At 56.4% G+C, this 23,913-nt stretch carries 24 protein-coding genes; 5 read left to right on the forward strand and 19 right to left on the reverse strand.

The genetic code is table 11. The annotated features are described in order from the left end of the window. Nucleotides 1-17: 17 nt before the first annotated feature. Together ACQG2G_RS20845 and ACQG2G_RS20850 are read right to left on the reverse strand one after the other, a co-directional pair. The gene (locus ACQG2G_RS20845; RefSeq protein WP_000639796.1) at nucleotides 18-713 is read right to left on the reverse strand and encodes a pirin family protein; all 696 of its coding nucleotides are present in this window, start codon (nucleotides 711-713) and stop codon (nucleotides 18-20) included. Nucleotides 714-836: 123 nt separating this feature from the next. Beyond that, complete coding sequence (locus ACQG2G_RS20850; RefSeq protein WP_061771505.1) at nucleotides 837-1,874, reverse strand: oxidoreductase; 1,038 nt, start codon at nucleotides 1,872-1,874, stop codon at nucleotides 837-839. Nucleotides 1,875-2,184: 310 nt separating this feature from the next. Here ACQG2G_RS20850 and yhhY point away from each other — a divergent pair, with 310 nt between their 5' ends. After that, nucleotides 2,185-2,673: an N-acetyltransferase gene (yhhY, locus tag ACQG2G_RS20855; RefSeq protein WP_058678226.1), complete on the forward strand. Its 489-nt coding sequence runs from the start codon at nucleotides 2,185-2,187 to the stop codon at nucleotides 2,671-2,673. A 42-nt stretch (nucleotides 2,674-2,715) separates the two neighbouring features. Here yhhY and ggt read toward each other — a convergent pair whose 3' ends face one another. Then, on the reverse strand, nucleotides 2,716-4,461 hold the full coding sequence (gene ggt / locus ACQG2G_RS20860; RefSeq protein ID WP_013099121.1) for a gamma-glutamyltransferase: 1,746 nt from the start codon (nucleotides 4,459-4,461) through the stop codon (nucleotides 2,716-2,718). Between the two features lie 122 nt (nucleotides 4,462-4,583). Here ggt and ACQG2G_RS20865 point away from each other — a divergent pair, with 122 nt between their 5' ends. Continuing rightward, a complete protein-coding gene (locus ACQG2G_RS20865; protein ID WP_058678227.1) occupies nucleotides 4,584-4,961 on the forward strand; it encodes a DUF2756 family protein in 378 nt (125 codons plus the stop codon). Here the strand turns inward: ACQG2G_RS20865 and ugpQ are convergent. The 10 genes from ugpQ to livK form a co-directional block, all read right to left on the reverse strand. Beyond that, nucleotides 4,945-5,691, reverse strand: coding sequence for a glycerophosphodiester phosphodiesterase (gene ugpQ / locus ACQG2G_RS20870; protein WP_058678228.1), 747 nt, complete (start codon nucleotides 5,689-5,691; stop codon nucleotides 4,945-4,947). The two genes, ACQG2G_RS20865 and ugpQ, sit on opposite strands and share 17 nt — an antisense overlap. Next, nucleotides 5,688-6,758 (reverse strand): sn-glycerol-3-phosphate import ATP-binding protein UgpC, encoded by a 1,071-nt coding sequence (locus tag ACQG2G_RS20875; RefSeq protein ID WP_020687753.1) that lies wholly within the window; start codon nucleotides 6,756-6,758, stop codon nucleotides 5,688-5,690. The genes ugpQ and ACQG2G_RS20875 overlap by 4 nt, the downstream gene beginning before the upstream one ends. A 1-nt stretch (nucleotide 6,759) precedes the next feature. Further along, entirely contained in the window at nucleotides 6,760-7,605 is an 846-nt protein-coding gene (gene ugpE, locus ACQG2G_RS20880; RefSeq protein ID WP_013099125.1) for a sn-glycerol-3-phosphate ABC transporter permease UgpE, read from the reverse strand. Continuing rightward, complete coding sequence (gene ugpA, locus ACQG2G_RS20885) at nucleotides 7,602-8,489, reverse strand: sn-glycerol-3-phosphate ABC transporter permease UgpA (protein ID WP_061771680.1); 888 nt, start codon at nucleotides 8,487-8,489, stop codon at nucleotides 7,602-7,604. Before ugpA ends, ugpE begins: the two co-directional genes overlap by 4 nt. Before the next feature lie 102 nt (nucleotides 8,490-8,591). Further along, nucleotides 8,592-9,908, reverse strand: coding sequence for a sn-glycerol-3-phosphate ABC transporter substrate-binding protein UgpB (gene ugpB / locus ACQG2G_RS20890; RefSeq protein ID WP_028028113.1), 1,317 nt, complete (start codon nucleotides 9,906-9,908; stop codon nucleotides 8,592-8,594). Between the two features lie 255 nt (nucleotides 9,909-10,163). Further along, on the reverse strand, nucleotides 10,164-10,877 hold the full coding sequence (livF, locus tag ACQG2G_RS20895; RefSeq protein ID WP_043951706.1) for a high-affinity branched-chain amino acid ABC transporter ATP-binding protein LivF: 714 nt from the start codon (nucleotides 10,875-10,877) through the stop codon (nucleotides 10,164-10,166). Between the two features lies 1 nt (nucleotide 10,878). Beyond that, nucleotides 10,879-11,646 carry a high-affinity branched-chain amino acid ABC transporter ATP-binding protein LivG gene (gene livG / locus ACQG2G_RS20900; RefSeq protein ID WP_013099129.1) on the reverse strand — a complete coding sequence of 256 codons (768 nt, stop codon included), beginning with the start codon at nucleotides 11,644-11,646 and terminating at the stop codon, nucleotides 10,879-10,881. Further along, nucleotides 11,643-12,920, reverse strand: coding sequence for a branched chain amino acid ABC transporter permease LivM (gene livM, locus ACQG2G_RS20905; protein WP_014833590.1), 1,278 nt, complete (start codon nucleotides 12,918-12,920; stop codon nucleotides 11,643-11,645). The genes livG and livM overlap by 4 nt, the downstream gene beginning before the upstream one ends. Next, nucleotides 12,917-13,843, reverse strand: a complete 927-nt coding sequence (gene livH, locus ACQG2G_RS20910; protein ID WP_013099131.1) for a high-affinity branched-chain amino acid ABC transporter permease LivH — start codon at nucleotides 13,841-13,843, stop codon at nucleotides 12,917-12,919. The genes livM and livH overlap by 4 nt, the downstream gene beginning before the upstream one ends. Nucleotides 13,844-13,889: 46 nt before the next feature. Continuing rightward, nucleotides 13,890-14,999, reverse strand: coding sequence for a high-affinity branched-chain amino acid ABC transporter substrate-binding protein LivK (gene livK / locus ACQG2G_RS20915; RefSeq protein ID WP_028028112.1), 1,110 nt, complete (start codon nucleotides 14,997-14,999; stop codon nucleotides 13,890-13,892). 424 nt (nucleotides 15,000-15,423) lie between these two features. On the opposite strand from livK, the gene panM reads away from it, so the two are divergent. Then, nucleotides 15,424-15,807, forward strand: a complete 384-nt coding sequence (panM, locus tag ACQG2G_RS20920) for an aspartate 1-decarboxylase autocleavage activator PanM (RefSeq protein ID WP_023621800.1) — start codon at nucleotides 15,424-15,426, stop codon at nucleotides 15,805-15,807. 91 nt (nucleotides 15,808-15,898) lie between these two features. Here the strand turns inward: panM and livJ are convergent, their stop codons facing one another. The 6 genes from livJ to ftsY form a co-directional block, all read right to left on the reverse strand. Next, the gene (gene livJ, locus ACQG2G_RS20925) at nucleotides 15,899-16,999 is read right to left on the reverse strand and encodes a branched chain amino acid ABC transporter substrate-binding protein LivJ (protein WP_014833593.1); all 1,101 of its coding nucleotides are present in this window, start codon (nucleotides 16,997-16,999) and stop codon (nucleotides 15,899-15,901) included. A gap of 196 nt (nucleotides 17,000-17,195) precedes the next feature. After that, complete coding sequence (locus ACQG2G_RS20930; protein ID WP_062935240.1) at nucleotides 17,196-18,461, reverse strand: 4-aminobutyrate--2-oxoglutarate transaminase; 1,266 nt, start codon at nucleotides 18,459-18,461, stop codon at nucleotides 17,196-17,198. A gap of 136 nt (nucleotides 18,462-18,597) precedes the next feature. Then, the gene (gene rpoH, locus ACQG2G_RS20935; RefSeq protein ID WP_008500093.1) at nucleotides 18,598-19,455 is read right to left on the reverse strand and encodes an RNA polymerase sigma factor RpoH; all 858 of its coding nucleotides are present in this window, start codon (nucleotides 19,453-19,455) and stop codon (nucleotides 18,598-18,600) included. A gap of 251 nt (nucleotides 19,456-19,706) precedes the next feature. Continuing rightward, a complete protein-coding gene (gene ftsX, locus ACQG2G_RS20940; RefSeq protein ID WP_013099139.1) occupies nucleotides 19,707-20,762 on the reverse strand; it encodes a permease-like cell division protein FtsX in 1,056 nt (351 codons plus the stop codon). Continuing rightward, nucleotides 20,749-21,420 (reverse strand): cell division ATP-binding protein FtsE, encoded by a 672-nt coding sequence (gene ftsE / locus ACQG2G_RS20945; RefSeq protein WP_013099140.1) that lies wholly within the window; start codon nucleotides 21,418-21,420, stop codon nucleotides 20,749-20,751. The genes ftsX and ftsE overlap by 14 nt, the downstream gene beginning before the upstream one ends. A gap of 2 nt (nucleotides 21,421-21,422) precedes the next feature. Next, nucleotides 21,423-22,880: a signal recognition particle-docking protein FtsY gene (ftsY, locus tag ACQG2G_RS20950; RefSeq protein ID WP_038985055.1), complete on the reverse strand. Its 1,458-nt coding sequence runs from the start codon at nucleotides 22,878-22,880 to the stop codon at nucleotides 21,423-21,425. A 127-nt stretch (nucleotides 22,881-23,007) separates the two neighbouring features. On the opposite strand from ftsY, the gene rsmD reads away from it, so the two are divergent. Together rsmD and ACQG2G_RS20960 are read left to right on the forward strand one after the other, a co-directional pair. Then, a complete protein-coding gene (gene rsmD / locus ACQG2G_RS20955) occupies nucleotides 23,008-23,610 on the forward strand; it encodes a 16S rRNA (guanine(966)-N(2))-methyltransferase (protein WP_029883606.1) in 603 nt (200 codons plus the stop codon). After that, nucleotides 23,594-23,875: a DUF1145 family protein gene (locus ACQG2G_RS20960; protein WP_013099143.1), complete on the forward strand. Its 282-nt coding sequence runs from the start codon at nucleotides 23,594-23,596 to the stop codon at nucleotides 23,873-23,875. Before rsmD ends, ACQG2G_RS20960 begins: the two co-directional genes overlap by 17 nt. The last annotated feature ends 38 nt before the right edge of the window (nucleotides 23,876-23,913 follow it).

Here is a 23,913-nt window from a genome sequence, read left to right on the forward strand (position 1 = left end):
CATTTATTTATGATTTATTACACCGGTGGCAGATCAAACAGCAGAATTTCACTTTCGCTGTCGGCATGCACGGAGAGCGCTTGCTCATCCCAGATGGCCAGACCATCCGCCGTTGTCGCTTTGGTGCCGTTGATGGACACTTCACCTTTCACCACCTGGATCCAGACGCGGCGGTTCGCGGCGATCTGGTGTACAGACTGTTCGTCTTTCGCCAGCGCCCAGCGGTACAGTTCCATATCCTGATGCACTTTCAGCGAACCTTCACGCGCATCCGGGGAGAGCACCAGCTGTTTGCCCTGTTTGGCGTCGAAGCGGCGCTGCTCGTAGCGCGGCGTGATGCCGGTTTCTTCTGGAATGATCCAGATTTGATACAGGTGCAGTTTTTCAGTTTTGCTCGGGTTGTACTCCGAGTGACGAACACCGGTACCCGCGCTCATGATCTGGAACTCGCCCGCCGGAACCTGCTCTTTGTTGCCCATGCTGTCCTGGTGCTCAACCGCCCCTTCCAGCACATAGGTCAGGATTTCCATGTCTTTATGCGGGTGGGTACCGAAGCCCTGGCCTGCATCAATCACGTCATCGTTAATCACGCGCAGTGCAGAGAAGCCCATGAAGTTCGGGTCGTAGTAGTCGGCAAACGAGAATGAATGCCATGAGTCCAGCCAGCCATGATTCGCGTGACCACGTTCGTTTGCTTTGCGTAAATAGATCATTGTTTTCACCCTCAGTTCGTTTCGATGAAGTAAGTGTGGACGCAAACCGCCTGGGATCATAGAGGGTGAAAATTGACTCCTCTGTTCAAAAATTATGAACAAGTGCAGAGGAGCCATTTTTGCTTATTTCGCAAGGGTTACCGTGGCAGGAGAAGCCTGTTCGAAGGCCTGTTCTAGGATTTCGAGGTTGGTCAGAACGTCAGATTCCTTGACGTAATTCGCCACGCCGCGGGTCAGGGTTGCATGCAGCGCGTCGTAGACGCGACCATAGTCGCCGGTTTCAGGCGTCAGCTCTTCTCTGACCGTCACACCTTCTGCGTTCACATACTCCAGTACGCCAACCGAATCATCCGCCGCAAAGCCCGGTTCACCCGGCATGATATTGGCCTTCAGGCTGGTCTCCTGCTGATCGATACCGTACTTGATAAACGAACCTTTCGTGCCGTGAACGATAAATTTCGGGTAGTCGATTTTCACCAGATGGCTGGTTTTAACGATGGCTTTCAGGTCGCCGTAGAACAGCTGCGCTTCAAAAGTATCGTCCGGGTTGGCTTTATTACGCAGGCTGCGAATGTCATACGCCACGTGGTCCGGGCGGCCAAACAGGGAGATGATTTGGTCCATGGTATGGACGCCAAGACCGTAGAAGGAACCGTCCTGCGGCAGGCCGGGTTTGGTCTCCGCCACCGGGCGGTAATAGTCAAAATGGCTTTCCATTTCGACGATGTCGCCAAGCTTGCCGCTCTCAATCGCCTTTTTCGCCGTCAGGAAGCAGCTGTCGAAGCGACGGTTCTGATACGGCGTGACGGTCAGCCCTTTGCTTTTCGCCAGTGCGAAGAGGGTTTTCGCTTCAGCGATGGTCGGGGTGAAGGGTTTTTCTACCAGCACGTTTTTACCCGCCTCGAGCGCGCGTTTCGCATAGTCGAAATGGCTGTCGGCATGGGTACAGACGATGACCAGTTTAACCTGCGGGTCGCCCAGGACTTCATTGAGATCGCTGGTGAAATGAATATGGGAATACTGCGGAGACTGCTCTTCCGGCTTCGCGCTGCGGCGGTAGATATGCGCCACATGCCAGCTATCTTTACGGTTGAGAACATACGGAAGGTGATAGCGGGTCGTACTTTTACCAAATCCAATAAATGCGCAATGTAAGGTCATAGCTCAGTCCTTTTGGAAGGTTACTGGGTTTTACCATAGCGCATGTTTTGCCCTCACCCCAGCACTCTCCCACGGGGAGAGGGCGAAAAAGGGCAAAAAAAAAGCCAGCTAAAAGCTGGCTAAAGTAATACTGGAAGCAATGTGAGCAATGTCGTGCTTTCAGGTTCCCGTAGTGGTCTTCCTGAATGCAGAGCAATAATAATCATTCTCATTCGCACTTGTCCAATACTTTTTGCAAAAAATAGCGGTTGACTCAAATTTCAAAGTCACTGATGTTGGAAAGGATGTTTAACTGACTGAGGAATAAGGAATGAGTGAGATAGTGATACGCCATGCGGAACCGAAAGATGCCGAAGCCTTACGCCAGAACTACATGCATCCAGGGGTGTATCACGACACGCTACAGCTACCTCATCCTTCCCTTGAGTACTGGCAAGAACGTCTTATTGTAAAACCCGGGCAAAGACGGCTGGTCGCCTGCATTGATGAGCAAATCGTTGGCGATCTGATGCTTCAGGTGGAAGCCAGCCCTCGACGCAGCCATGTGGCCACGTTCGGTATCAGCGTTGCGGCGCACGCTCAAGGGCGCGGCGTCGGGAGCGCGCTCATGCGCGAGATGATCAACCTGTGCGATAACTGGCTGCGTATCGAACGTATCGAGTTAACGGTTTTTGCCGATAACCCTTCCGCACTGGCGCTGTACCGGAAGTTTGGCTTTGAAATCGAAGGCACCGGCAGAAAATTTGCCCTGCGCAACGGCGAGTATGTGGATGCGTATTATATGGCGCGAATGAAGTAGTTAGTTGCCCTCTCCCACCGGGAGAGGGAATTACACAACAGATTAATACCCCGCCGTTAAATCATCCACCGACCGCGGGTCTGACGCGCCAAACAGCGCCCCGTCCGGCCCCACCATAATGCTCTGGGTGCTGCCCATCGCCTCTTTCACCGCTACCTTCTGTCCGCGCTGCTCCAGCAGTTTGAGGGTGTCCGGGCTAAAGCCCTTCTCGACGCGCAGTTCATCCGGCAGCCACTGGTGATGGAAGCGTGGGGCGTTGGTCGCCTCCGCCACGTTCATACCAAAATCGATACTGTTCACCACCATCTGCAGCACGGTGGTGATAATCCGGCTGCCACCCGGGCTGCCGGTTACCAGCCAGGTTTTGCCGTCTTTCACCACAATGGTCGGTGACATCGACGACAGCGGACGTTTCTTCGGCCCCACCGCGTTGGCATCCCCACCGACCAGCCCGTAGACGTTCGGTACGCCCGGTTTGGCAGAGAAGTCATCCATCTCGTTGTTCAGCAGAATGCCGCTGTTGCCCGCCACAATACCGGTTCCAAAGGTGGTATTGAGCGTATAGGTAACCGCCACCGCGTTACCGTCTTTATCCACCACCGAGAAGTGGGTGGTCTGGTTACTTTCATACGGTGCCAGCTTGCCGGGGCGGATCTCGCTCGACGGCTTAGCCTTATTGATGTCGATCTGATCGGCAATGGATTTGGCATACGCTTTGTTGGTCAGCGCCTGCCACGGCACCTTCACAAAGTCCGGGTCGCCAAGGTATTCCGAGCGGTCGGCATAGGCGCGTTTTTCCGCCTCGGCCATCACCTGCATGGCATCGGCACTGCCGAAGCCAAACTTGTGCATATCGAAGTTTTCCAGAATATTGAGGATCTGCACGATGTGGATCCCGCCAGAGGACGGCGGCGGCATGGAGAAGACCTCATAGCCACGGTAGGTGCCGCTAATTGGCTCGCGCTCCACCGCCTTATACTCCGCCAGATCCGCTTTGGTGATGAGCCCGCCGTTCTTTTGCATCTCTTCGGCAATCTGGTCGGCAATCGCCCCTTTGTAGAAGGCGTCCGGGCCATGCTCCGCAATCAGCTCCAGGCTTTTGGCAAGGTTCTTCTGCACCAGCTTATCGCCCTTCTTCAGCGGCTCTCCGTCTTTCCAGAAGATCGCCTTGCTGTTTTCATGGTTCGGAATGACTTCGCTGCCGTAGGTTTTAAGGTCATCGGCCAGGGCGTCGTTCACCACAAAGCCGTCGCGCGCCAGCTTAATGGCAGGCTGGACCACTTTGTTCAGCGGCATCGTGCCGTATTTTTCCAGCGCCAGCGAGAAGCCTGCGACGGTGCCCGGCGTACCGGACGCAAGGTGCGAAGTCAGCGATTTTTTACTGTCCGGATTGCCCTGATCGTCAAGGAACATATCGCGGGAGGCCTGAGCTGGCGCCATTTCGCGGAAGTCAATGGCCGTCGTCTTTCCGTCTTTGGTGCGCAGCATCATAAAGCCGCCGCCGCCGAGATTCCCCGCCTGCGGGTGTGTTACCGCCAGCGCATAGCCGACCGCCACCGCGGCATCCACCGCATTACCGCCCTGTTTGAGAATATCGACGCCCACTTTCGTTGCCAGCGCATCCACCGAGGCCACCATCCCGTGCGTGGCCCGCACGGGATGAAACACATCTTCCTCCACGCCATAAGAGACCGGAGGAGCCGCAGGCGGGTTAGCCGCCACGCTAAATGTACCGCCTGCCATCAGCGCAGCGATGGCGACCCAGCGCAAAAGGGTTGGTTTCATCATTATTGTTCTCCAGGTGAAGGGAGCCATATTCCCCGCTTAAGCCTGGTTCACAACTCCTAAAAAATCATCGTCATGGTGAATTCGGGGTAAACTTAAGAGAAACCTCAAAGAAGGAGATGATCATGAAACGCTTCCTGATCCTTACGGCGTTGCTCCCGTTTGCCGCACTTGCACAGCCACTCAATACGATGAATAACCCTAACCAGCCGGGCTATGTCATTCCGAGCCAGCAGCGTATGCAGACGGAGATGATGAGTCAGCAGCAACAGCAAAAAGGGATGCTGAACCAGCAGTTGAACACGCAGACCCGAATGCAGCAGCAGAGCCTGCAAAATCAGATGAACACTAACACCCAGCGCGTGCAGCAGGGACAAATGCGCGAGCAACCGCTGCCGAATAAAAACGGCGGGATGCTGGGAGAGATGAGTTCGTCAGGCAGCGGACAGCAGCATATGCTGCCGTCGCAGTCGAATGGCAGTATGCTTAATCCGCAGAACTAAAGTCCGGGCCGATCAGGTCAATCGCATCGGTACAGATGCTGTCCACACCCCAGCGCAGCAGCTCAGCCGCACGCTGGGGTTTGTTGACGGTATACACCAGAATATGCAGCCCTGCCGTTTTCAGCATCTTAACCCTCGCCTCATCCAGCAGCTTATGATTGAGATGGATCGACACGCACGCTAAGCGGGTGGTCAGCTCACGCCAGTCCTCGCGCCACTCGTCCAGCAGCAGCCCGCGCGGCAGCTCCGGTACCGCAGCCTGTGCCGCTTCAAGGGCATCAATCTCAAATGACGACAGCAGCGGTGGCGTCATGCCTTCCCACAGCTCGCGCGCGGCCAGCGCAATCACGTTGCCCGTGAGCGGCCCGGTACCGGTCGTCGGTTTGATTTCGATGTTGGCCATCATCCCGTGTTGACGACAACGGTCGGCCACTTCCGCCAGCAGCGGCAACGGTTCGCCTTTGTACTCGCCGCTGAACCAGCTTCCGGCATCCACCTTCAGCAGATCGCGCCACGGCAGTTCCCCCGCCACGCCCCAGCCGTTGCTGGTGCGTTCGAGATTGTCATCATGCAGCAGGAAAATTTCGCCGTCTTTCGACAGCTTGGCGTCGAACTCAATCATCGTGTGGCCGTAGCGTGCGCCAACATCAATTGCCGCCAGGGTATTTTCCGGCGCCAGTTTACCGCCGCCACGGTGGGCGACGATGTGGGGATAAGGCCAGTTGCTCATACTCGTTGTCCTGTTTCACCGTCAAATAAGTGCAGGTGATTTTCCGGCAGGTGCAGCCACAGCGTGCTGCCTGCTTTCGGGCGTTCCTGATGCGGCAGACGCACCACCATTTTTTGCTCGCCCCAGCGTCCATGCGCCAGGTTATCTGCACCCAACATCTCCAGCGTGTCCATCACCAGCGGCACGCCACCGTCCGCCTGAGAGGTTAAACCAATATGCTCCGGGCGAATACCGAGCGTCATCTTACGCCCGGCGTAGCCACGATAGTACCAGTTGATGGGCAATGCCATCCCGCTTTCCAGCTCAAAGTGGGTGCCCGCGCTGCTGATCCGCCCTTCCAGCAGGTTCATTGCCGGGCTGCCGATAAAGCTCGCCACAAAACGGCTGGCCGGTTTTTCGTACACCTCCACCGGCGTGCCAATCTGTTCGGCAACGCCTTTGTTCATCACCATCACCCGCTGGGCAAGGGTCATGGCTTCGACCTGATCGTGCGTCACGTACAGGGAGGTGGTTTTAAGACGGCGATGCAGTTGCTGCAGCTCCAGACGCATCTGCACGCGCAGCTTGGCGTCGAGGTTAGAAAGCGGTTCATCGAACAGGAACACCGCCGGATCGCGCACGATGGCGCGCCCCATCGCCACGCGCTGGCGCTGGCCGCCGGAGAGCTCGCGCGGACGGCGCTTAAGCAGGCCATCCAGCTCCAGAATGCGCGCCGCCTCTTTCACCCGCTCCTCGATATGCCCCTTGCCCATGCCGCGGATTTTCAGCCCCCAGGCCATATTCTCTTCCACGCTCATGTGCGGATAGAGGGCGTAGTTCTGGAACACCATCGCGATGCCGCGATCTTTGGGCTCCATCTCGGTCACGCGCTGGCGGTCAATCCAGATATCGCCGGAGGAGACGCGCTCAAGCCCGGCCACCATGCGCAGCAGCGTGGATTTGCCGCAACCGGACGGGCCGACCATCACGATGAACTCCCCGTCCGCCACGTCGAGGGTGAGCGGCTGAATCACCTGGGTTTTGCCATCCCAGCTTTTGGTCACTGCCTGAAGTTTTAAACCTGCCATCTTATTTCTCACTGTCCACTAAACCACGCACAAACGCACGCTGCATGGCTAAAACGATAACGACCGGGGGGATAAGGGTGAGCAGCATCGCCGCCATCACCTGGTTCCAGAGGGTGGTGCCTTCGCCGGTGGCGATCATGCCCTTGATGCCCGCCACGGCGGTGCCGAGGTTGACGTCCTGAATAATCAGCAGCGGCCACAGGTACTGGTTCCAGCCGTAGATAAAGGTGATCACAAACAGCGCCGCGAGGTTGGTTTTCGACAGCGGCAGCACGATGTCGCGGAAAAAGCGCATCGGTGAGGCGCCGTCAATGCGCGCGGCTTCAATCAGCTCGTCCGGCAGCGTCATAAAGAACTGGCGGAACAGGAAGGTGGCGGTCGCAGATGCCATCAGCGGCAGGGTTAAGCCCGCGTAGCTGTCGAGCATCTTCAGGTTGGCGATCACTTCCACCGTCGGGAAGATACGCACCTCCACCGGCAGCATCAGGGTGATAAAAATCATCCAGAAGAAGAGGTTACGCAGCGGAAAGCGGAACCAGACGATGGCGAAGGCAGAGAGCATCGACACCGTGATTTTGCCCACCGTAATGCCGAACGCCATGATGAAGCTGTTGAGCATCATCAGCCAGAAAGGCGCGCTGTTGGCCCCCACGCCCTGGGTCCAGATGGTTTTCATGTTCTCAAAAAGATGCGTGCCTGGGATCAGCGTCATCGGCGTGTCGAACACCGCTTTGGTGTCCAGCGTGGCGGCGACAAACGCCACGTACAGCGGAAAGAGGATGACGATAATCCCCAGAATCAGCATGGTATGGCTGAAAATCGTTAGCCCGCGACGGTTCTCAATCATTGGTAGCGCACCTTACTTTCGACATAGCGGAACTGCACCACCGTGAGGATGATGACGAGGAACATCAGCACGACGGACTGCGCGGCGGAGGCCGAGAGATCCAGCCCGGCAAAACCTTCGCGGTAGATTTTATAAATCAGCGTCGTCGTGGCCTGCACCGGGCCACCGGCGGTGGCCGCGTCGATGACCGGGAAGGTGTCGAAAAAGGCATACACCAGGTTCACCACCAGCAGGAAGAAACTCACCGGGGCAATCAGCGGCAGCGACAGCCTGAAGAAGCGGCGGATCGGGCCTGCGCCGTCAATGGCGGCGGCTTCCACCAGCGAACGCGGAATGGACTGTAGCGCGGCAAAGAAGAACAGGAAGTTGTAGCTGATTTGCTTCCACACCGAGGCGAACACCACCAGGAACATCGCCTGGCCGCTGTTCTGGGCGTGGTTCCAGTCGTATCCGAATTCCGCCAGAAAATGGGTTATTAACCCGCGTCCGGGGTTAAACAGGAAGATCCACAGCACGGCGGCGACCGCTGGTGCTACGGCGTAGGGCAGCAGCATCAGGGTCTGATACAGACGGCTGCCACGCACCACGTAATCCACCAGCGCGGCGAAGAACAGCGCGGCAACAAGGCCGCTCACGGTGACCAGCGCGCTGAATTTGATCGTCGTCCAGAAAGAATCCAGGTAGTAGCTGTCGTGGAACAGCGCGGTGAAGTTGTCCAGGCCAACAAACTGGCTGGAAAGCCCAAACGGATCAACGCTTTGCACCGAGTACCAGAGCGCTTCGCCCGCAGGCCAGATAAAGAAGATAACGGTGATGACCAGCTGAGGCGCGACCAGCAGATACGGCAGCCAGCGGGAACGAAACACCGGACGGGATGATGACATTGAGATTTGGTTCCTGAACAGTGCCGGGTGGCGGCTACGCCTTACCCGGCCTACATATGGCACGTCGTAGGCCCGGTAAGCGCAGCGCCACCGGGCATTTTTTTACGATTTGGTGGACTGCTCAAAGCGGCGCAGCAGCTGATTTCCGCGCTCTACCGCTGAATCCAGCGCCTGCTGTGGCGTTTTCTTGCCGGTCCAGACGCTTTCCAGCTCTTCGTCGACAATGGTGCGGATCTGCGGCATGTTGCCCAGACGCAGGCCTTTGGTGAACGGCAACGGCGGCTTGTTCAGCATCTGACGCGTCGCGATATCCGCACCCGGATTCTTGCTGTAGAAGCCCTGCTCGCGGGTCAGGTCATAGGCAGCTTTGGTGATCGGCAGGTAGCCGGTTTTCTGGTGCCATTCGGCCGCGTTTTCAGGTTTCGCCAGGAAGTCGAGGAACTCGGCCACTCCTTTGTAGGTGCCGGCGTCTTTACCCTGCATCACCCACAGGCTTGCTCCGCCGATGATGGCGTTCTGTGGCGCGCCTTTCACGTCTGCGTCGTACGGCATCATGCCCACGCCGTAGTTGAATTTGGCATAGTGACGGATATCCGCCAGCGAGCCGGACGAGGCGGTGGTAATGGCGCAGTCACCGTTGTAGAACTTCTCGGTGGATTCGTCTTTACGTCCGAAGTAGCTGAAATCACCCTTCTTGTTCAACTCTTCCAGCAGCGCGATGTGCTTCACCTGCTCTGGCTTGTTGAACTCCAGTACCGCGTCGGTGCCATCGAAACCGTTGTTTTTGGTGGCTACCGGCAGGCCGTGCCAGGCGCTGAAGTTTTCAATCTGGATCCAGCCCTGCCAGCCGCTGGCGTAGCCGCACTTCATCCCCGCCGCTTTCAGCTTCGCGGTGTACTCCGCCAGATCCTGCCAGGTTTTTGGCGGCTGCTCCGGGTCTAAACCGGCTTTCTTAAAGGCGTCTTTGTTGTAGTACAGCACCGGCGTCGAGCTGTTAAACGGCTGAGACAGCAGATGGCCGGTTTTAGAATCGGTGTAGTAACCCGCTACGGTCGGCACAAACTGGGATTCGTCGAAGTTGATCCCCGCCTCTTTGAACACTTCGTAGACCGGTTTGATGGCTTTGGAGGCCATCATGGTCGCGGTGCCTACTTCGTACACCTGCAAAATGGCAGGCGCATTACCGGTACGGAAGGCGGCAATGCCCGCGCTCAGGCTCTGCTCGTAGTTACCTTTGTACACCGGCACAATTTTGTAATCCGGATGGGTGTCGTTGAAACGCTGCGCCAGGGAGTCAACCTCTTTACCCAACTCCCCTTCCATGGAATGCCAGAACGGAATGGTCGTCACAGCCATTGCGTTCGTCGCAAAAGCCAGACCCAGTGCCAGACCCAAAGCTGTGTGTCGTAACGATGTCATTGTCATCTCTCTTATTGTGCCGGATGCGCGATATCACGCGTTTTATGCTCGCGAGGTAACATGACATGCTCGAATGACAGAAAAATAACTGTTTGTTTACAGATAAGTGACAACAAAAGGTCAGCGGGATGATGGTTGTGTGAAGGGGTTTGGGGTGTGGTTGGGTGCGGTATGGTGCCCTCACCCCGGCCCTCTCCCACGGGGAGAGGGAGAAAACACTAAAAATGGCAACGTGCGTTGCCATTTTGCTTTTACCTATCCGCCTAAATACGCACTTCGCACCGCTTCATTGGCCAGCAGCGCATCGCCGGTATCCTCAAGCACCACGTGGCCGTTCTCCAGCACATAACCGCGATCGGCGAGCTTCAGCGCCTGGTTGGCGTTCTGCTCGACGAGGAAGATGGTCATCCCTTCTTTACGCAGCTGTTCAATGGTGTCGAAGATCTGCTGAATGATAATTGGCGCAAGACCCAGCGACGGTTCATCCAGCAGCAGCAGGCGCGGCTGGCTCATCAGGGCGCGGCCGATCGCCAGCATTTGCTGCTCACCGCCGGACATGGTCCCCGCACGCTGAATACGACGCTCCCAAAGGCGCGGGAAGAGTTCGTACACCCACTTGATACGGGACTGATACTGGTCGCGGTCAGCGAAGAAGCCGCCCATCGCCAGGTTCTCTTCCACCGTCATGCGCGAGAAGACGCGACGCCCTTCAGGGACTATCGCCACCGCTTCACGCATGATTCTGGCGGTCTGCCAGTCGGTGATGTCTTTGCCATCAAACACAATCCGACCGCTGGTGGCGCGCGGGTCGCCGCACAGGGTACCGAGCAGCGTGGTTTTGCCCGCGCCGTTAGCCCCAATCAGGGTGACGATTTCGCCCTGATTGATATGCAGGCTGACGTCGTGCAGCGCCTGGATCTTGCCGTAGTGGGCATTTACCTTGTCAAACGTTAACATCGCTTTTTCCATCTTATGCCTCACCCAGGTATGCGCGGATCACGTCCGGGTTGTTGCGGATCTCATCCGGCGTGCCGTTTGCCAGCGGCGTCCCCTGGTTCACCACGTAGATACGGTCAGAGATACCCATTACCAGCTTCATATCGTGCTCAATCAGCAGGATAGTGGTGTCGTGATGATCGCGAAGCTCAGCAATCAGCTCGTCCAGCTCTTTGGTCTCTTTCGGGTTCAGACCCGCAGCGGGTTCATCGAGCATCAGGATTTCCGGCTGCGTTACCATGCAGCGCACAATCTCAAGGCGACGCTGGTCACCGTACGCAAGGTTACTTGCCTGGCGGTTGGCATGCGGCAGCAGACCGATACGGTCAAGCCATGTTGCCGCACGATCCAGCGCTTCGCTCTGCGCCCGGCGGAAGGCCGGCGTCTTCAGCAGGCCGGAGAACAGACCGGTTTTCAGCTGCTGATGCTGTGCCACCAGCAGGTTTTCAATCACCGTCATCTCGCGGAACAGACGCACGTGCTGGAAAGTACGCACCACGCCCATGCGGGCAATCTGCTGGCCCGGCAGCCCTTCCAGATGCTGGTCGCGCAGCATGATGGTGCCGCCCGTCGGCTTGTAGAAACCGGTCAGGCAGTTAAAGACCGTGGTTTTTCCCGCACCGTTCGGGCCAATCAGGGAGACGATCTCTTTCTTGTGCAGATCCAGATTCACATTGTTGACTGCCAGCAGGCCGCCAAAACGCATCATCAGACCGTTAACGGATAATAATGGCTGACTCATGCCTGCTCTCCTTTTGCTTGCCCGTTCTTCAGCTTCAGCTGTGGACGGGTCATCGGCAGCAGACCCTGCGGACGCCAGATCATCATCAGCACCATCAAACCACCCAGCATCAGCATGCTGTATTCGTTAAAGTCACGCATCAGCTCGCGTGAGACCACCAGCAGAATGGCGGCGAGGATCACGGCGAACTGCGACCCCATCCCGCCGAGCACCACAATCGCCAGCACAAAGGCGGATTCGGCAAAGGTGAACGATTCCGGGCTGACAAAGCCCTGACGCGCGGCAAACAGCGTGCCGGCAAAACCGGCGAACGCGGCGCTGATGGTGAACGCAGTCAGCTTAATGCGGGTCGGGTTGAGGCCCAGGGAGCGGCAGGCGATTTCATCTTCACGCAGCGCTTCCCACGCGCGGCCCAGCGGCATACGCAGCAGGCGGTTAATCACGAACAGCGTGATGACCACCAGCAGCAGCGCCACCATGTAGAGCCAGATGACGCGGTCGGACGGATCATACTTCACGCCAAAGAAGTTGCTGAAGGTATCCCAGCCGCCTTCACGGGCGGTACGGCTGAACTCCAGACCAAAGAAGGTTGGTTTCGGGATCTGGCTGATGCCGTTCGGGCCGCCGGTCACCTCGGTATTGTTGAGCAGCAGGATACGGACGATTTCGCCGAAGCCTAAGGTCACAATCGCCAGGTAGTCACCGCGCAGGCGCAGCACCGGGAAGCCAAGCAGGAAACCTGCCGCGGCAGAAACCAGCCCCGCCAGCGGCAGGCACGTCCAGAAGCCGAGACCGTAATAGTGGTTCAGTAGCGCAAAGGTATACGCGCCAATGGCGTAGAAACCGCCGTAGCCCAGTACCAGCAGGCCAGAGAGCCCCACCACCACGTTCAGGCCCAGACCCAGAATAACGTAGATCATGGTCAGGGTGGCGATATCTACCGTGCCGCGCGAGACCACGAACGGCCACGCCACCGCAGCCACCAGCAGCGCCACGAGGAACAGCTTCTGCTTAACGGTGGAGCCGTCGATAGCTGGCAGGACAAACTTCGGTCCCGAGACGCCTTTCAGCGTTTTCTGGAACAGCGGACGCAGCAGCTGGAACAGGAACACCACGGCGGTGCCGATAAAGACCCACTGCCAGCGAATGTCAGCGGCGGTGTCTACCACAAGCTTTGTGCCGTTCAGCTCTAACTGAACGCCCATAAAGACGCCCGCCAGCACGAAGAACATGGCGGCAGAGAGCAGCGCCATTGCAAAATGCATCGGTTTCATACTTTCTCTACCTCCGGACGACCCAGAATACCGGTAGGCATCACCAGCAGAACCAGAATCAGCAGGGCAAACGACACCACGTCTTTATACTCGGTACTCAGATACGCTGAGGAGAGCGCTTCTGCCACGCCCAGAATCAGGCCGCCAATCATCGCGCCTGGAATACTGCCGATACCGCCCAGTACCGCCGCGGTAAAGGCTTTCATCCCGGCCATAAAGCCGATGTACGGATTAATTACGCCGTAGAACTGGCCGAGCAGGACGCCTGCGACGGCCGCCATCGCCGCGCCGATCACAAAAGTGAGCGCAATCACGCGGTCAGTGTTGATCCCGAGCAGGCTTGCCATCTTCAAATCTTCCGCGCAGGCGCGGCAGGCGCGTCCCATGCGCGAGTAGCGGATGAAGAGCGTCAGGGCGAGCATCGCAATAAAGGTCACCACCCAGATCACCAGTTGCATGGTGGTGATAGAGGCAGAGAAGTTTTCGCTGGCACCGACAATCCACTGGCCGTTGAACAGGCTTGGCAGCGCCACATCGCGCGAGCCTTCGGTCAGGCTGACGTAGTTTTGCAGGAAGATAGACATCCCAATCGCGGAGATCAGGGCAATCAGGCGCTTGGAGCTGCGTACCGGCCGGTAGGCCACCCGCTCGATGCTCCAGCCGTAGGCGCTGGCAATCACAATCGCGCCGACAAACCCGGCGGCGACCAGCAGCCAGCTGCTGTCGATACCCATCATCATCAGGGCGGCGATAATCATAAAGGAGACGTAGCTACCGATCATGTACACCTCGCCGTGGGCGAAGTTGATCATGCCGATAATGCCGTACACCATCGTATAGCCGATGGCAATCAGCGCGTAGGTGCTTCCCAGCGTGACGCCGTTAAACATCTGCTGCAGGAAATAGAGAAACTGCTCGGACATATGCAAACCTTTTTATACCCGCCCGGCGGTCCGGGCGGCGGGATAATTATTTGGCGGCCGAAGACGAACCGTCGGCGTGCCACTTAAAGACACCAAATTCAAATCCCTTCAGATCGCCTTTCTCATCCCAGTTCAGCGGCCCAATCACGGTGTTCGCCCCGTGTGCTTTTAAATCTTTCACCAGATCCAGCGGCTCTTTGCTGCCAGTACGGTCCAGCGCGGTGGCCAGTGACTGCACGGCGGCGTAGGTGATCCAGACGTATGGACCACTTGGATCTTTCTTCTGCGCCTTGAGCGCATCCACGATAGCCTTGTTCGCCGGATCCTGGTCATAGCGTTTTGGCATCGTCACCAGCATGCCTTCAGCGGCATCCCCAGCGATGTTAGACAGGGAGGCGTTACCCACGCCTTCTGGCCCCATGAACTGGGTTTTCAGACCGACCGAGCGCGCCTGGCGCAGCATCTGGCCCATTTCCGGGTAATAACCACCGTAGTAAACGAAGTCGATATTCTCTTTTTGCAGACGGGCGATCAGCGCAGAGAAATCTTTCTCACCCGCGGTAATCCCGTCGAAGAAGACGATATTTGCGCCGCCTTTTTTCAGCCCGTCCTGAACGGAACGCGCCAGGCCTTCGCCGTACTGCTGTTTGTCATGAATAATGGCAATGCGCTGCGGTTTAACCGTCTCGAGAATGTATTTCGCCGCGGTTGGCCCCTGGGAAGAGTCCAGACCGGCGGTACGCATAATGTGCTGGTAGCCGCGCTGGGTCAGCTCCGGGTTGGTGGCACCAGGGGTAATCATCAGAATACCTTCGTCTTCGTAGATATCAGACGCAGGCTGAGTGGACGATGAGCACAGATGGCCGATCACATACTGGATGCCATCGTTCACGATTTTGTTCGCCACCGCGACGGCCTGTTTTGGATCGCAGGCGTCGTCGTATTCCACGCCCACCAGCTTGTCGCCTTTGATGCCACCTTTGGCGTTGATGTCTTTAATTGCCTGACGTGCGCCGTTGAACTCCATGTCACCCCACTGGGCAACAGGCCCGGACATGGCACCGACCACCGCAACTTTAATCTCTTCCGCCATGGCTGCATGCGAGAGAGACAATGCAACCATGCCCGCGATTAACGTCTTCGCGTTCCTTTTCATCTCTGAATCCCCATTCGTGATGTCGTGTATATATTTTGTTTTATTATGGTTAAAAAGCATTCTGTACTTTTAATGCACAACGCTATTTTTACCAGTGCCTTTAATGGTTTAGCGCAGGTTTTTATCAAAAACCAGACTAAAATCTCTATTTTTCAGGCGATTAAGCAAAGATAATATTCTGAAATCAGGCAGAGATAAACAAATAAAAGTGCAGTTTGCAGCATAAAATAACGGTACAAAGCGCCGAATAAATCACTGCCATTCAGGTTAAAATTCTGCTTATTTTTCGATCCATGTGTTTTCAAACTGCACTTCGCCCTGGCAAAAAACTAATCACCTGGTAACGGGGAATAAAAAGAGGAAGCCGCTGAGCGAATAAATTGAGTACACTGCCTCTACTCAATTTGATTTGGACAAGCAGCTAATGAAACTGACTATCGTTCGTCTGGTGACCTTTAGCGACCAGGATCATATCGACCTGGGCAAGATCTGGCCGGAATATTCCCCTTCGTCGCTGAGCGTTGACGAAACCCACCGTATTTACGCCGCGCGCTTCAACGAGCGTCTGCTGGCTGCTGTGCGCGTGACGCTGAGCGGCACGGAAGGGGCGCTGGACTCTCTGCGCGTGCGTGACGTCACCCGTCGTCGCGGCGTAGGACAGTACCTGATTGAAGAAGTGATCCGTGAAAACCCGAGCATTACCTCCTGGTGGATGGCCGACGTAGGCGTGGAGGACCGTAGCGTGATGGCGGCGTTTATGCAGGCGTTAGGGTTTACGGCGCAAAAAAATGGGTGGGAGAAGCGCTAGATTTGTGCGGCCTGATGCCCTCACCCCAGCCCTCTCCCACGGGGAGAGGGGGCAAACATTAAAAAAGGCAACTTACGTTGCCTTTTTGCTTTTATTTGGCGTCAGTAGCAGTACCGTTGGCATGCCAGTCAAACACGCCGAACTCGAAGCCCTTCAGATCGCCCTTCTCATCCCAGGAGAGCGGCCCCATCACGGTATCAACAGAGTTCGCTTTCAGCCAGGTGGCAATCTCAGCCGGATCGGCTGACTGGTTCAGACCCGCCTGCAGAGACTGCAGTGCTGCGTAGGTGGTCCAGACGAACGCGCCGCTTGGATCCTGTTTCTTCGCCTTAATGGCATCTACAATCGGTTTGTTCGCAGGGACCTGGTCGTAGTTCTTCGGCTTGGTCACCAGCAGGCCTTCCGCAGACTCACCGGCAATGTTAGACAGAGAAACGTTCGCCACCCCTTCCGGCCCCATGAACTGGGTTTTCAGACCCGCTGCACGAGCCTGACGCAGGATCTGCCCCATTTCCGGGTGGTAGCCACCGTAGTAAACGAAGTCGATATTCTCTTTCTTCAGACGCGCCACCAGGGTAGAGAAGTCTTTCTCACCGGCGGTGATACCATCAAAGAACACGACGTCAGCATTCGCTTTCTTCAGGTTGTCCTGCACGGAGCGCGCCAGACCTTCACCGTACTGCTGTTTGTCATGAACGATCGCGATACGCTTCGGCTTCACTTTTTCGACAATGTATTTGGCGGCAGTTGGGCCCTGATCGGAGTCCAGACCGGTGGTGCGCAGGATCAGCTTATAGCCGCGCGACGTCAGCTCCGGTGCCGTTGCCGCCGGGGTGATCATCAGGATGCCTTCGTCTTCGTAGATATCAGACGCAGGCTGGGTGGAAGAGGAGCACAGGTGACCGATAACGTATTTGATGCCGTCGTTCACCACTTTGTTCGCCACGGCAACCGCTTGTTTCGGGTCACAGGCATCATCATATTTTACGATCTGCAGTTTTTCGCCTTTGATACCGCCCTTCGCATTAATGTCGGCAACCGCCTGTTCTGCGCCCGTAAATTCCTGGTCGCCATACTGTGCTACCGGACCGGACATCGCGCCCACCACGGCCACTTTAATATCGGCCTGCGCCATGGTGCTGAATGCCAACGCGATACATCCTGCCAGTAACGCTTTACCCTTCATGTTCATCCTGAGATTCCCCATTATTATGGTTATTACGATTGTTGTGATGTTGTGGTGTAGCGCTTTATTTCAGTTATAGGTATACCAGTCGCGCTTTTTCAGCATACTCTGCTAAAACATACCCCATTTTTATGATTTTGGAATAGCAAATTTGAAATGAATATATGATAAGCCCGGCAGGAATTTCACCGGGCTTCTGGCTTTAACGAGTCAGCGACGCAGAAATAATGTCCAGCGCTTTACGGAACTGCACTTCAGGGATTGTGAGCGGATAGAGGAAACGGATGACGTTACCGTACACGCCGCAACTCAGAAGCAGAAGGCCTTCCTGCAGGGCTCGCTCCTGAACCTGACGGGTGAATTCCGGTGACGGCTGCCCGGATTGCGGATCGTTAAACTCCACCGCCACCATTGAGCCTTGTGCACGGATATCCGCGATATACGGACAATGTTCCTTCGCTTTGTTCAGTACTTCCACCAGATGATGACCCAGGTGCGCCGAGCGCGTACAAAGATCGTCTTCATCAATCACGTCCAGCACGGCATGTGCGGCGGCGATCGCCAGTGGGTTACCGGCATAGGTACCGCCCAGTCCGCCAGGCGCAGGCGCGTCCATCACCTCGGCGCGGCCCGACACCGCCGAGAGCGGCATGCCACCCGCCAGGCTTTTCGCCATGGTGATCAGATCCGGCTTCACGCAGTGGTGTTCCATTGAGAACAGTTTTCCGGTACGCGCAAAACCGCTTTGCACCTCATCGGCGATCAGCAAAATACCGTGGGTATCGCACAGGGCGCGCAAGGCCTGCATAAAATCCGCCGGTGCAATGTTGAAACCGCCCTCACCCTGAACCGGTTCAAGAATAATGGCTGCGACCTGGTCCGGGGCAATGTCCGCTTTGAAGATACGCTCCAGGCTTTTTAATGCCTCCGCCGTACTGACACCGTGCAGTTCATTGGGGTATTGGGCGTGATATACCGAGCCAGGAAACGGCCCGAAACCCAGCTTGTAAGGGGCAACTTTCCCCGTCAGCGCCATGGTCATCGAGGTGCGTCCATGAAAAGCACCGCCAAAGGCGATCAGGCCAGGGCGTCTGGTGTATGCGCGGGCAATTTTTACCGCGTTTTCGACGGCTTCTGCCCCCGTTGAGAAGAAGGCGGTTTTGGCCGGGCCGTCAATCGGCACACGCGCGTTGATTCGCTCGGCAAGCGACACATAGCCTTCGTACGGCACAATCTGGTACGCCGTGTGGGTGAAGGCATGAAGTTGTTTTTCAATGGCGGAAATGATTTTTGGATGGCGATGCCCGGTGTTCAGCACCGCTATTCCGGCGGCGAAGTCGATATACTCGTTGCCCTCGACGTCCCACACCGTGGCGTTTTCAGCTTTTTCGGCATAGAAGTTACACATCACGCCGATGCCGCGCGGCGTCGCCTGTAAACGCCGGTCGTTCAGTTCGTTATTTTTCACCCTGTCCCCCTGAGAAAGTCGCCTGCTTAGCGCATCAGTAAGTGTTTGCCAGGGGGGAGAAATTCGCCAGAGTGGGCGCTAAAAAAACAAAACCCCCGGATTCGCATCCAGGGGCTCTCGTCATACTTCGCGGGAATTACGCTTCAATCGCGGCGCGAAGTTTTTTCATGGCGTTCTTTTCAAGCTGACGCACACGTTCAGCGGACACGCCGTAGCGGTCGGCCAGCTCCTGCAGCGTGGACTTGTTGTCTTCGTCCAGCCAGCGGGCACGGATAATATCCTGGCTACGCTCGTCAAGGCCTTCCATCGCATAGCTCAGCTTGTTCGCGGCCTGATCTTCCCAGTTGTCCTCTTCAATGCCGTCAGCAAAGTTAGAGGTCTTATCCTGCAGATACAGTACCGGCGCCATTGGCTGGCTGTCAGACGCATCGTCATCGGAAGACATGTCAAAAGTCATGTCCTGCGCGGCCATACGGGATTCCATCTCACGCACGTCTTTGCTGGAAACACCCAGCTCGCGCGCCACCATTTCTACTTCATCCTGATTGAACCAGCCCAGACGCTGCTTGGTTTTACGCAGGTTGAAGAAGAGTTTGCGTTGCGCTTTTGTCGTGGCGACTTTCACGATACGCCAGTTGCGCAGCACGTATTCGTGAATCTCTGCTTTGATCCAGTGCACAGCGAAGGAGACCAGTCGTACACCCACTTCCGGGTTAAAGCGACGTACAGCCTTCATCAGGCCGATGTTACCTTCCTGAATCAAGTCCGCCTGCGGCAGGCCATAGCCCGCATAATTACGAGCAATGTGAACAACAAAGCGCAGGTGAGACAGGATCAGCTTTTTCGCTGCTTCCAGATCGCCCTGGTAATGCAGCTTTTCAGCAAGCTCCTTTTCTTCCTCGGCCGTTAACATCGGCCAGGTGTTCGCAGCCCGGATATACGATTCCAGGTTACCAACAGGGGCTAAAGCTAAAGTTTGCATTTCTTTGGTCATTCATTCCTCTCAATGTTTCTTCTGGTCCAGGTTGTCCCCATCAGGCAACAACCATGCCAAAGCGTTTGAGCAACGAGATTAGCATTCACTCTTTTATCAGACAGTGATTTTATCCACAAGTTCCAGGTGCAACGGTGAATAAATTACGCACAAAATGTGACATGGAGATGATAACAGGGGAAGAGACAACAGGGACGCTTTCCCTGCAGAGCGAACATCTCGGTGCAGGGAAAGATTATATCACGCTTTTCTTAGTCGGGAGTAAAGTGGCGTAAATGTTGAACCGTCGCCAGCCATGCTGCCACCCAGCCAATCATGGAGCAGACCAGCAGCAGAAGAAGGCACTCATCGAACCCTAAGCCACTGATATCAAACTTAGTTCCGAAGACCTGCGCCACCTCGGTCACGGCGGAGGAGAGCCGCATCACCAAAATTTCTGACAATATCAGTGAAAGAAATGCGCCGGAAAAACCGAGCAATGCGCCGCCGTAAAGGAACGGACGCAGGATGAAGCCATCCGTCGCACCAATCAGCTTTTGCACGTTGATGGTATCGCGGCGGGCGAAAATGCTCAGGCGCACGCTGTTACCGATGACGAGGAACACCGCCGCCACCATCAGCACGCCAATCATCGCCGACACGCGCCCCACCAGCCCGGTCAGTGCGGCAAGACGCGCAAACCAGCTGTCGTCCATACGCACTTCATCAATGCCTTTAATGGTAGAGATGCGGTCGCGCAGCGTATTAAGTGAATCCGTTCCCTGGAAGTCGAGCTTCGGGATCACCACCGCCACGGCCGGCAGCGGGTTCTCTTCGAGCATATCCAGCGCGCCGCCAAAGCCTGACCAGTTACGGAACTCACCCAGCGCTTCTTCGCGGGAAAGGTAGTTCACCTTCTCCACGCCCTTCTCGGCCTGGATTTGCCCCACCACCTGCGCCGCGGCGTTATCGTCGAGCGCTTTGTCCAGATAGACCGTGATCTGCGGAGACGGATAGTACTGCGACGCCGCCTGATTCACGTTCTTATAGACCATATAGCAGACGCTTGGCAGCGTCAGCGAAATGGCGATAACCATCACCGTCAGGAACGTCGCCAGCGGTTTACTTTTCAGATCCTGCAACGCGCCGTGGAAGGCGTAGCGTACCTGTTCATTGAACACGTTGGTTTTGCGGGAGTTTGGCTTCGGCGCGGCTTTCGCCCGCTTCGGCGCATTACGGTTACCGTCACCGCCACCCTGCGGCTTACGGAAACGGTCAAACCGGTTCCCGAACTGCCGAATCTGGTTCATTGCATCACGCTTGTTCACCGTGGCCTCCGTGCAAATGCCCGTCGCTCAGGGTCAGCATGCGGTACGAACGGCGGGAAATGAGCCCGATGTCGTGCGTCGCCATCAATACCGTCACCCCAACGCGGTTGAATTCCTCAAACAGACGCAAAATCCCTTCAGAAAGGGCGTCGTCCAGGTTACCGGTCGGTTCATCCGCCAGCAGTACCGCAGGCTTGTTCACAACCGCACGGGCAATGCCCACACGCTGCTGTTCACCGCCGGAGAGCTGGATCGGAAAGTTCTTCGCTTTGTCCAGCAGCCCGACCTTATCCAGCGCTGCAGAGACGCGACGGCGGATATCATCATAGCTGGCACCGGCAATAATCAGCGGGATCGCCACGTTATCGAAAACGGTGCGATCCATCAGCAGGTGGTGATCCTGGAAAATCATCCCGATCTGGCGACGCAGGAACGGCACTTCGCGGTTCTTAAGACGGCTAATTTCATGGCCGCTGAACCAGATTTTCCCGGCGCTTGGCCGTTCAATCCCACAGATAAGCTTGAGCAGGGTACTTTTCCCCGCGCCGGAATGGCCGGTCAGGAATGCCATCTCGCCTGGCTGCAGGTGGAAGGTCACCCCCTGCAGCGCTTGTCTCCCACCGAGATAGGCCTTGCTGACGTGTTCAAAGCGAATCATTGTTAGTCCTCTCGGGCAAATAATGCCTCAATAAAGTCGTCCGCCTTAAACGGACGCAAATCCTCAATACGCTCGCCCACACCGATGTAACGAATAGGAATGCCGAACTGATCGGCCACGGAGAAGATCACCCCGCCTTTCGCGGTGCCGTCCAGTTTGGTCAGCGTGATCCCGGTCAGTCCTACCGCTTCATGGAACAGCTTCGCCTGGCTGACGGCGTTCTGTCCGGTGCTGGCATCGATGGTCAGCATAATTTCATGCGGTGCGTCTTCGTCCAGCTTCTTCATGACGCGGACGATTTTCTTCAACTCTTCCATCAGGTGCGATTTGTTCTGCAAACGCCCTGCGGTATCGGCAATCAGGACATCCACATTTCGCGACTTCGCCGCCTGGATGGCGTCAAAGATCACGGACGCGGAATCCGCACCGGTGTGCTGCGCAATCACCGGAATGTTGTTGCGCTGGCCCCACACCTGCAGCTGTTCAACCGCCGCCGCGCGGAAGGTATCACCCGCCGCCAGCATCACCGATTTACCCTGCTGCTCGAACTGACGCGCCAGTTTGCCGATGGTGGTGGTTTTCCCGACACCGTTAACGCCAACCATCAGAATAACAAATGGCGTTTTGCCTTCAATATTAAGCGGTTCGTCAACTTTTGCGAGAATTTCACCCATCTCGTCTTTCAGCAGGCCGTACAGCGCTTCGGCGTCGCGCAACTGTTTGCGGCTCGCCCCTTCGGTCAGGTTGGCGATGATCTTACGGGTGGTTTCCACCCCAACGTCCGCAATCAGCAACTGCTCTTCCAGCTCTTCAAACAGATCGTCGTCGATCTTTTTGCCGCGGAACAGACTGATAAATCCGGAACCTAAATTTTCTTTGGTTTTTAACAGGCTGCGTTTCAGGCGGGCAAAGAAACCTTCTTTGGTCGGTTTTTCCTGCTCCTGAACGATCTCCTCTTCGGCCTGCTCTTCCACGGGCACGACGATAACCGCTTCTTCAGCCGCCTGAGCGGCCAGCGCCTGGGCTTCCAGCTCTTCGTCGGTCAGCGCCGGCTCATGTGCCGCTTCTTCTTCCACCGCGTCGACAATTTCCACGGTTTCCGCTTCGGCCTGCCACTCTTCAGGGGAAACGTCCTCCGCTTTTACCTCTTCCGGCAGCGGCAACTCTTCATGTTCGATAACGGCCTGCGGCGCTTCAGTAACCGCTTCAACAACAGGTTCTGGCTTTTCGCTCTCCTGAACCTGTTCGGTGACCTCAACCACCTCTTCAGCAAAGGCTTCAGTCTCTTCTTTGCTGTGCGCATGCTCTTCCGCTTCGACAACCGCGGCGGTTTCTACAGGCGTTTCAGGCTGAGACTGCTCTTCAACGGCTTGTTGTTCTTCGGTTTTCTGTTCTGTTTCTTGCTCTTTTTCACCGAAACCCAGCCAGGAAAAGAAGCCACGTTTTTTTTGTTTTGCCATCTGCGACTACACTCCTCGCGGCGCTATATACATGGAAGCTAAAAAAATGATGAAATAGTCTAACACTTTACTTAATTGACATCACCGCCCGCAATCGCAGGCCAATTGTTAACAGAGCTTTCCTGAGATGAAGAAACCCAACCGCGCCCCAGCCGGTCAAATTCGTATTATCGGTGGCCAGTGGCGAGGCCGGAAACTCCCGGTGCCGGACAGCCCCGGTTTACGCCCAACCACCGACCGCGTGCGTGAAACGCTGTTTAACTGGCTGGCCCCGTCAATGGTAGACGCCCACTGCCTCGACTGCTTTGCTGGCAGCGGCGCATTAGGGCTGGAAGCCCTCTCGCGCTACGCCGCCAGCGCCACGCTGCTGGAGATGGAGCGCGGCGTCGCGCAGACGCTGCAGCAAAATCTGGCGACGCTGAAAGCCACCAACGCCAAAGTGGTGAACACCAATACGCTCAGTTTCCTCGCGCAGCCAGGCACGCCGCACAACGTGGTGTTTGTCGATCCGCCGTTCCGTAAGGGGCTGCTGGAAGAGACGTTATCCCTGCTGGAAAGCAACGGCTGGCTGGCGGATGACGCGCTGATTTACGTTGAAAGCGAAGTAGAAAACGGGCTACCGCCAGTGCCGGTTCACTGGGATTTACACCGCGAAAAAGTGGCGGGTCAGGTCGCTTATCGTCTGTATCATCGTCAGGCACAAGGAGAATCCAATGCCAGTACTGATTAATCTGGGACGTTTGCTGATGCTGTGCGTCTGGGCGTTTTTACTGCTCAATCTGGTGCATCCGTTCCCGCGCCCGATGAATATCTTTGTGAACGTGGCGTTTATCTTTACCACGTTCATGCATGCCCTGCAGATGGTGATGCTGAAAAACGGCCTGCCGAAAGACGGCCCGCAGATGACCGGCTGGCAGCAGCTGCGCGTGTTTATTTTCGGCGTGTTTGAACTGCTGGTGTGGATGAAGAAGTTTAAGGCGCAGGTGAAGAAGTAAGGTGCGGTCTGATGCCCTCACCCTAACCCTCTCCCACT

The sequence above is a fragment of the Enterobacter cloacae complex sp. 382A5 genome (assembly GCF_050031095.1).
Lineage (GTDB): Bacteria > Pseudomonadota > Gammaproteobacteria > Enterobacterales > Enterobacteriaceae > Enterobacter > Enterobacter cloacae.

What these genes read in the sequence shown, in the direction of transcription:
- livG (WP_013099129.1), bottom strand. Translation starts at nt 11,646, where the DNA reads ATGAGTCAGCCATTATTATCCGTTAACGGTCTGATGATGCGTTTTGGC.
- ugpE (WP_013099125.1), bottom strand. Translation starts at nt 7,605, where the DNA reads ATGATTGAGAACCGTCGCGGGCTAACGATTTTCAGCCATACCATGCTG.
- yhhY (WP_058678226.1), top strand. Translation starts at nt 2,185, where the DNA reads ATGAGTGAGATAGTGATACGCCATGCGGAACCGAAAGATGCCGAAGCC.
- ugpB (WP_028028113.1), bottom strand. Translation starts at nt 9,908, where the DNA reads ATGACATCGTTACGACACACAGCTTTGGGTCTGGCACTGGGTCTGGCT.
- ACQG2G_RS20850 (WP_061771505.1), bottom strand. Translation starts at nt 1,874, where the DNA reads ATGACCTTACATTGCGCATTTATTGGATTTGGTAAAAGTACGACCCGC.
- ACQG2G_RS20865 (WP_058678227.1), top strand. Translation starts at nt 4,584, where the DNA reads ATGAAACGCTTCCTGATCCTTACGGCGTTGCTCCCGTTTGCCGCACTT.
- panM (WP_023621800.1), top strand. Translation starts at nt 15,424, where the DNA reads ATGAAACTGACTATCGTTCGTCTGGTGACCTTTAGCGACCAGGATCAT.
- ugpQ (WP_058678228.1), bottom strand. Translation starts at nt 5,691, where the DNA reads ATGAGCAACTGGCCTTATCCCCACATCGTCGCCCACCGTGGCGGCGGT.
- ftsY (WP_038985055.1), bottom strand. Translation starts at nt 22,880, where the DNA reads ATGGCAAAACAAAAAAAACGTGGCTTCTTTTCCTGGCTGGGTTTCGGT.
- ugpA (WP_061771680.1), bottom strand. Translation starts at nt 8,489, where the DNA reads ATGTCATCATCCCGTCCGGTGTTTCGTTCCCGCTGGCTGCCGTATCTG.
- ftsE (WP_013099140.1), bottom strand. Translation starts at nt 21,420, where the DNA reads ATGATTCGCTTTGAACACGTCAGCAAGGCCTATCTCGGTGGGAGACAA.
- livJ (WP_014833593.1), bottom strand. Translation starts at nt 16,999, where the DNA reads ATGAACATGAAGGGTAAAGCGTTACTGGCAGGATGTATCGCGTTGGCA.
- livH (WP_013099131.1), bottom strand. Translation starts at nt 13,843, where the DNA reads ATGTCCGAGCAGTTTCTCTATTTCCTGCAGCAGATGTTTAACGGCGTC.
- livF (WP_043951706.1), bottom strand. Translation starts at nt 10,877, where the DNA reads ATGGAAAAAGCGATGTTAACGTTTGACAAGGTAAATGCCCACTACGGC.
- ACQG2G_RS20960 (WP_013099143.1), top strand. Translation starts at nt 23,594, where the DNA reads ATGCCAGTACTGATTAATCTGGGACGTTTGCTGATGCTGTGCGTCTGG.
- ggt (WP_013099121.1), bottom strand. Translation starts at nt 4,461, where the DNA reads ATGATGAAACCAACCCTTTTGCGCTGGGTCGCCATCGCTGCGCTGATG.
- ACQG2G_RS20875 (WP_020687753.1), bottom strand. Translation starts at nt 6,758, where the DNA reads ATGGCAGGTTTAAAACTTCAGGCAGTGACCAAAAGCTGGGATGGCAAA.
- rpoH (WP_008500093.1), bottom strand. Translation starts at nt 19,455, where the DNA reads ATGACCAAAGAAATGCAAACTTTAGCTTTAGCCCCTGTTGGTAACCTG.
- livM (WP_014833590.1), bottom strand. Translation starts at nt 12,920, where the DNA reads ATGAAACCGATGCATTTTGCAATGGCGCTGCTCTCTGCCGCCATGTTC.
- rsmD (WP_029883606.1), top strand. Translation starts at nt 23,008, where the DNA reads ATGAAGAAACCCAACCGCGCCCCAGCCGGTCAAATTCGTATTATCGGT.
- livK (WP_028028112.1), bottom strand. Translation starts at nt 14,999, where the DNA reads ATGAAAAGGAACGCGAAGACGTTAATCGCGGGCATGGTTGCATTGTCT.
- ACQG2G_RS20845 (WP_000639796.1), bottom strand. Translation starts at nt 713, where the DNA reads ATGATCTATTTACGCAAAGCAAACGAACGTGGTCACGCGAATCATGGC.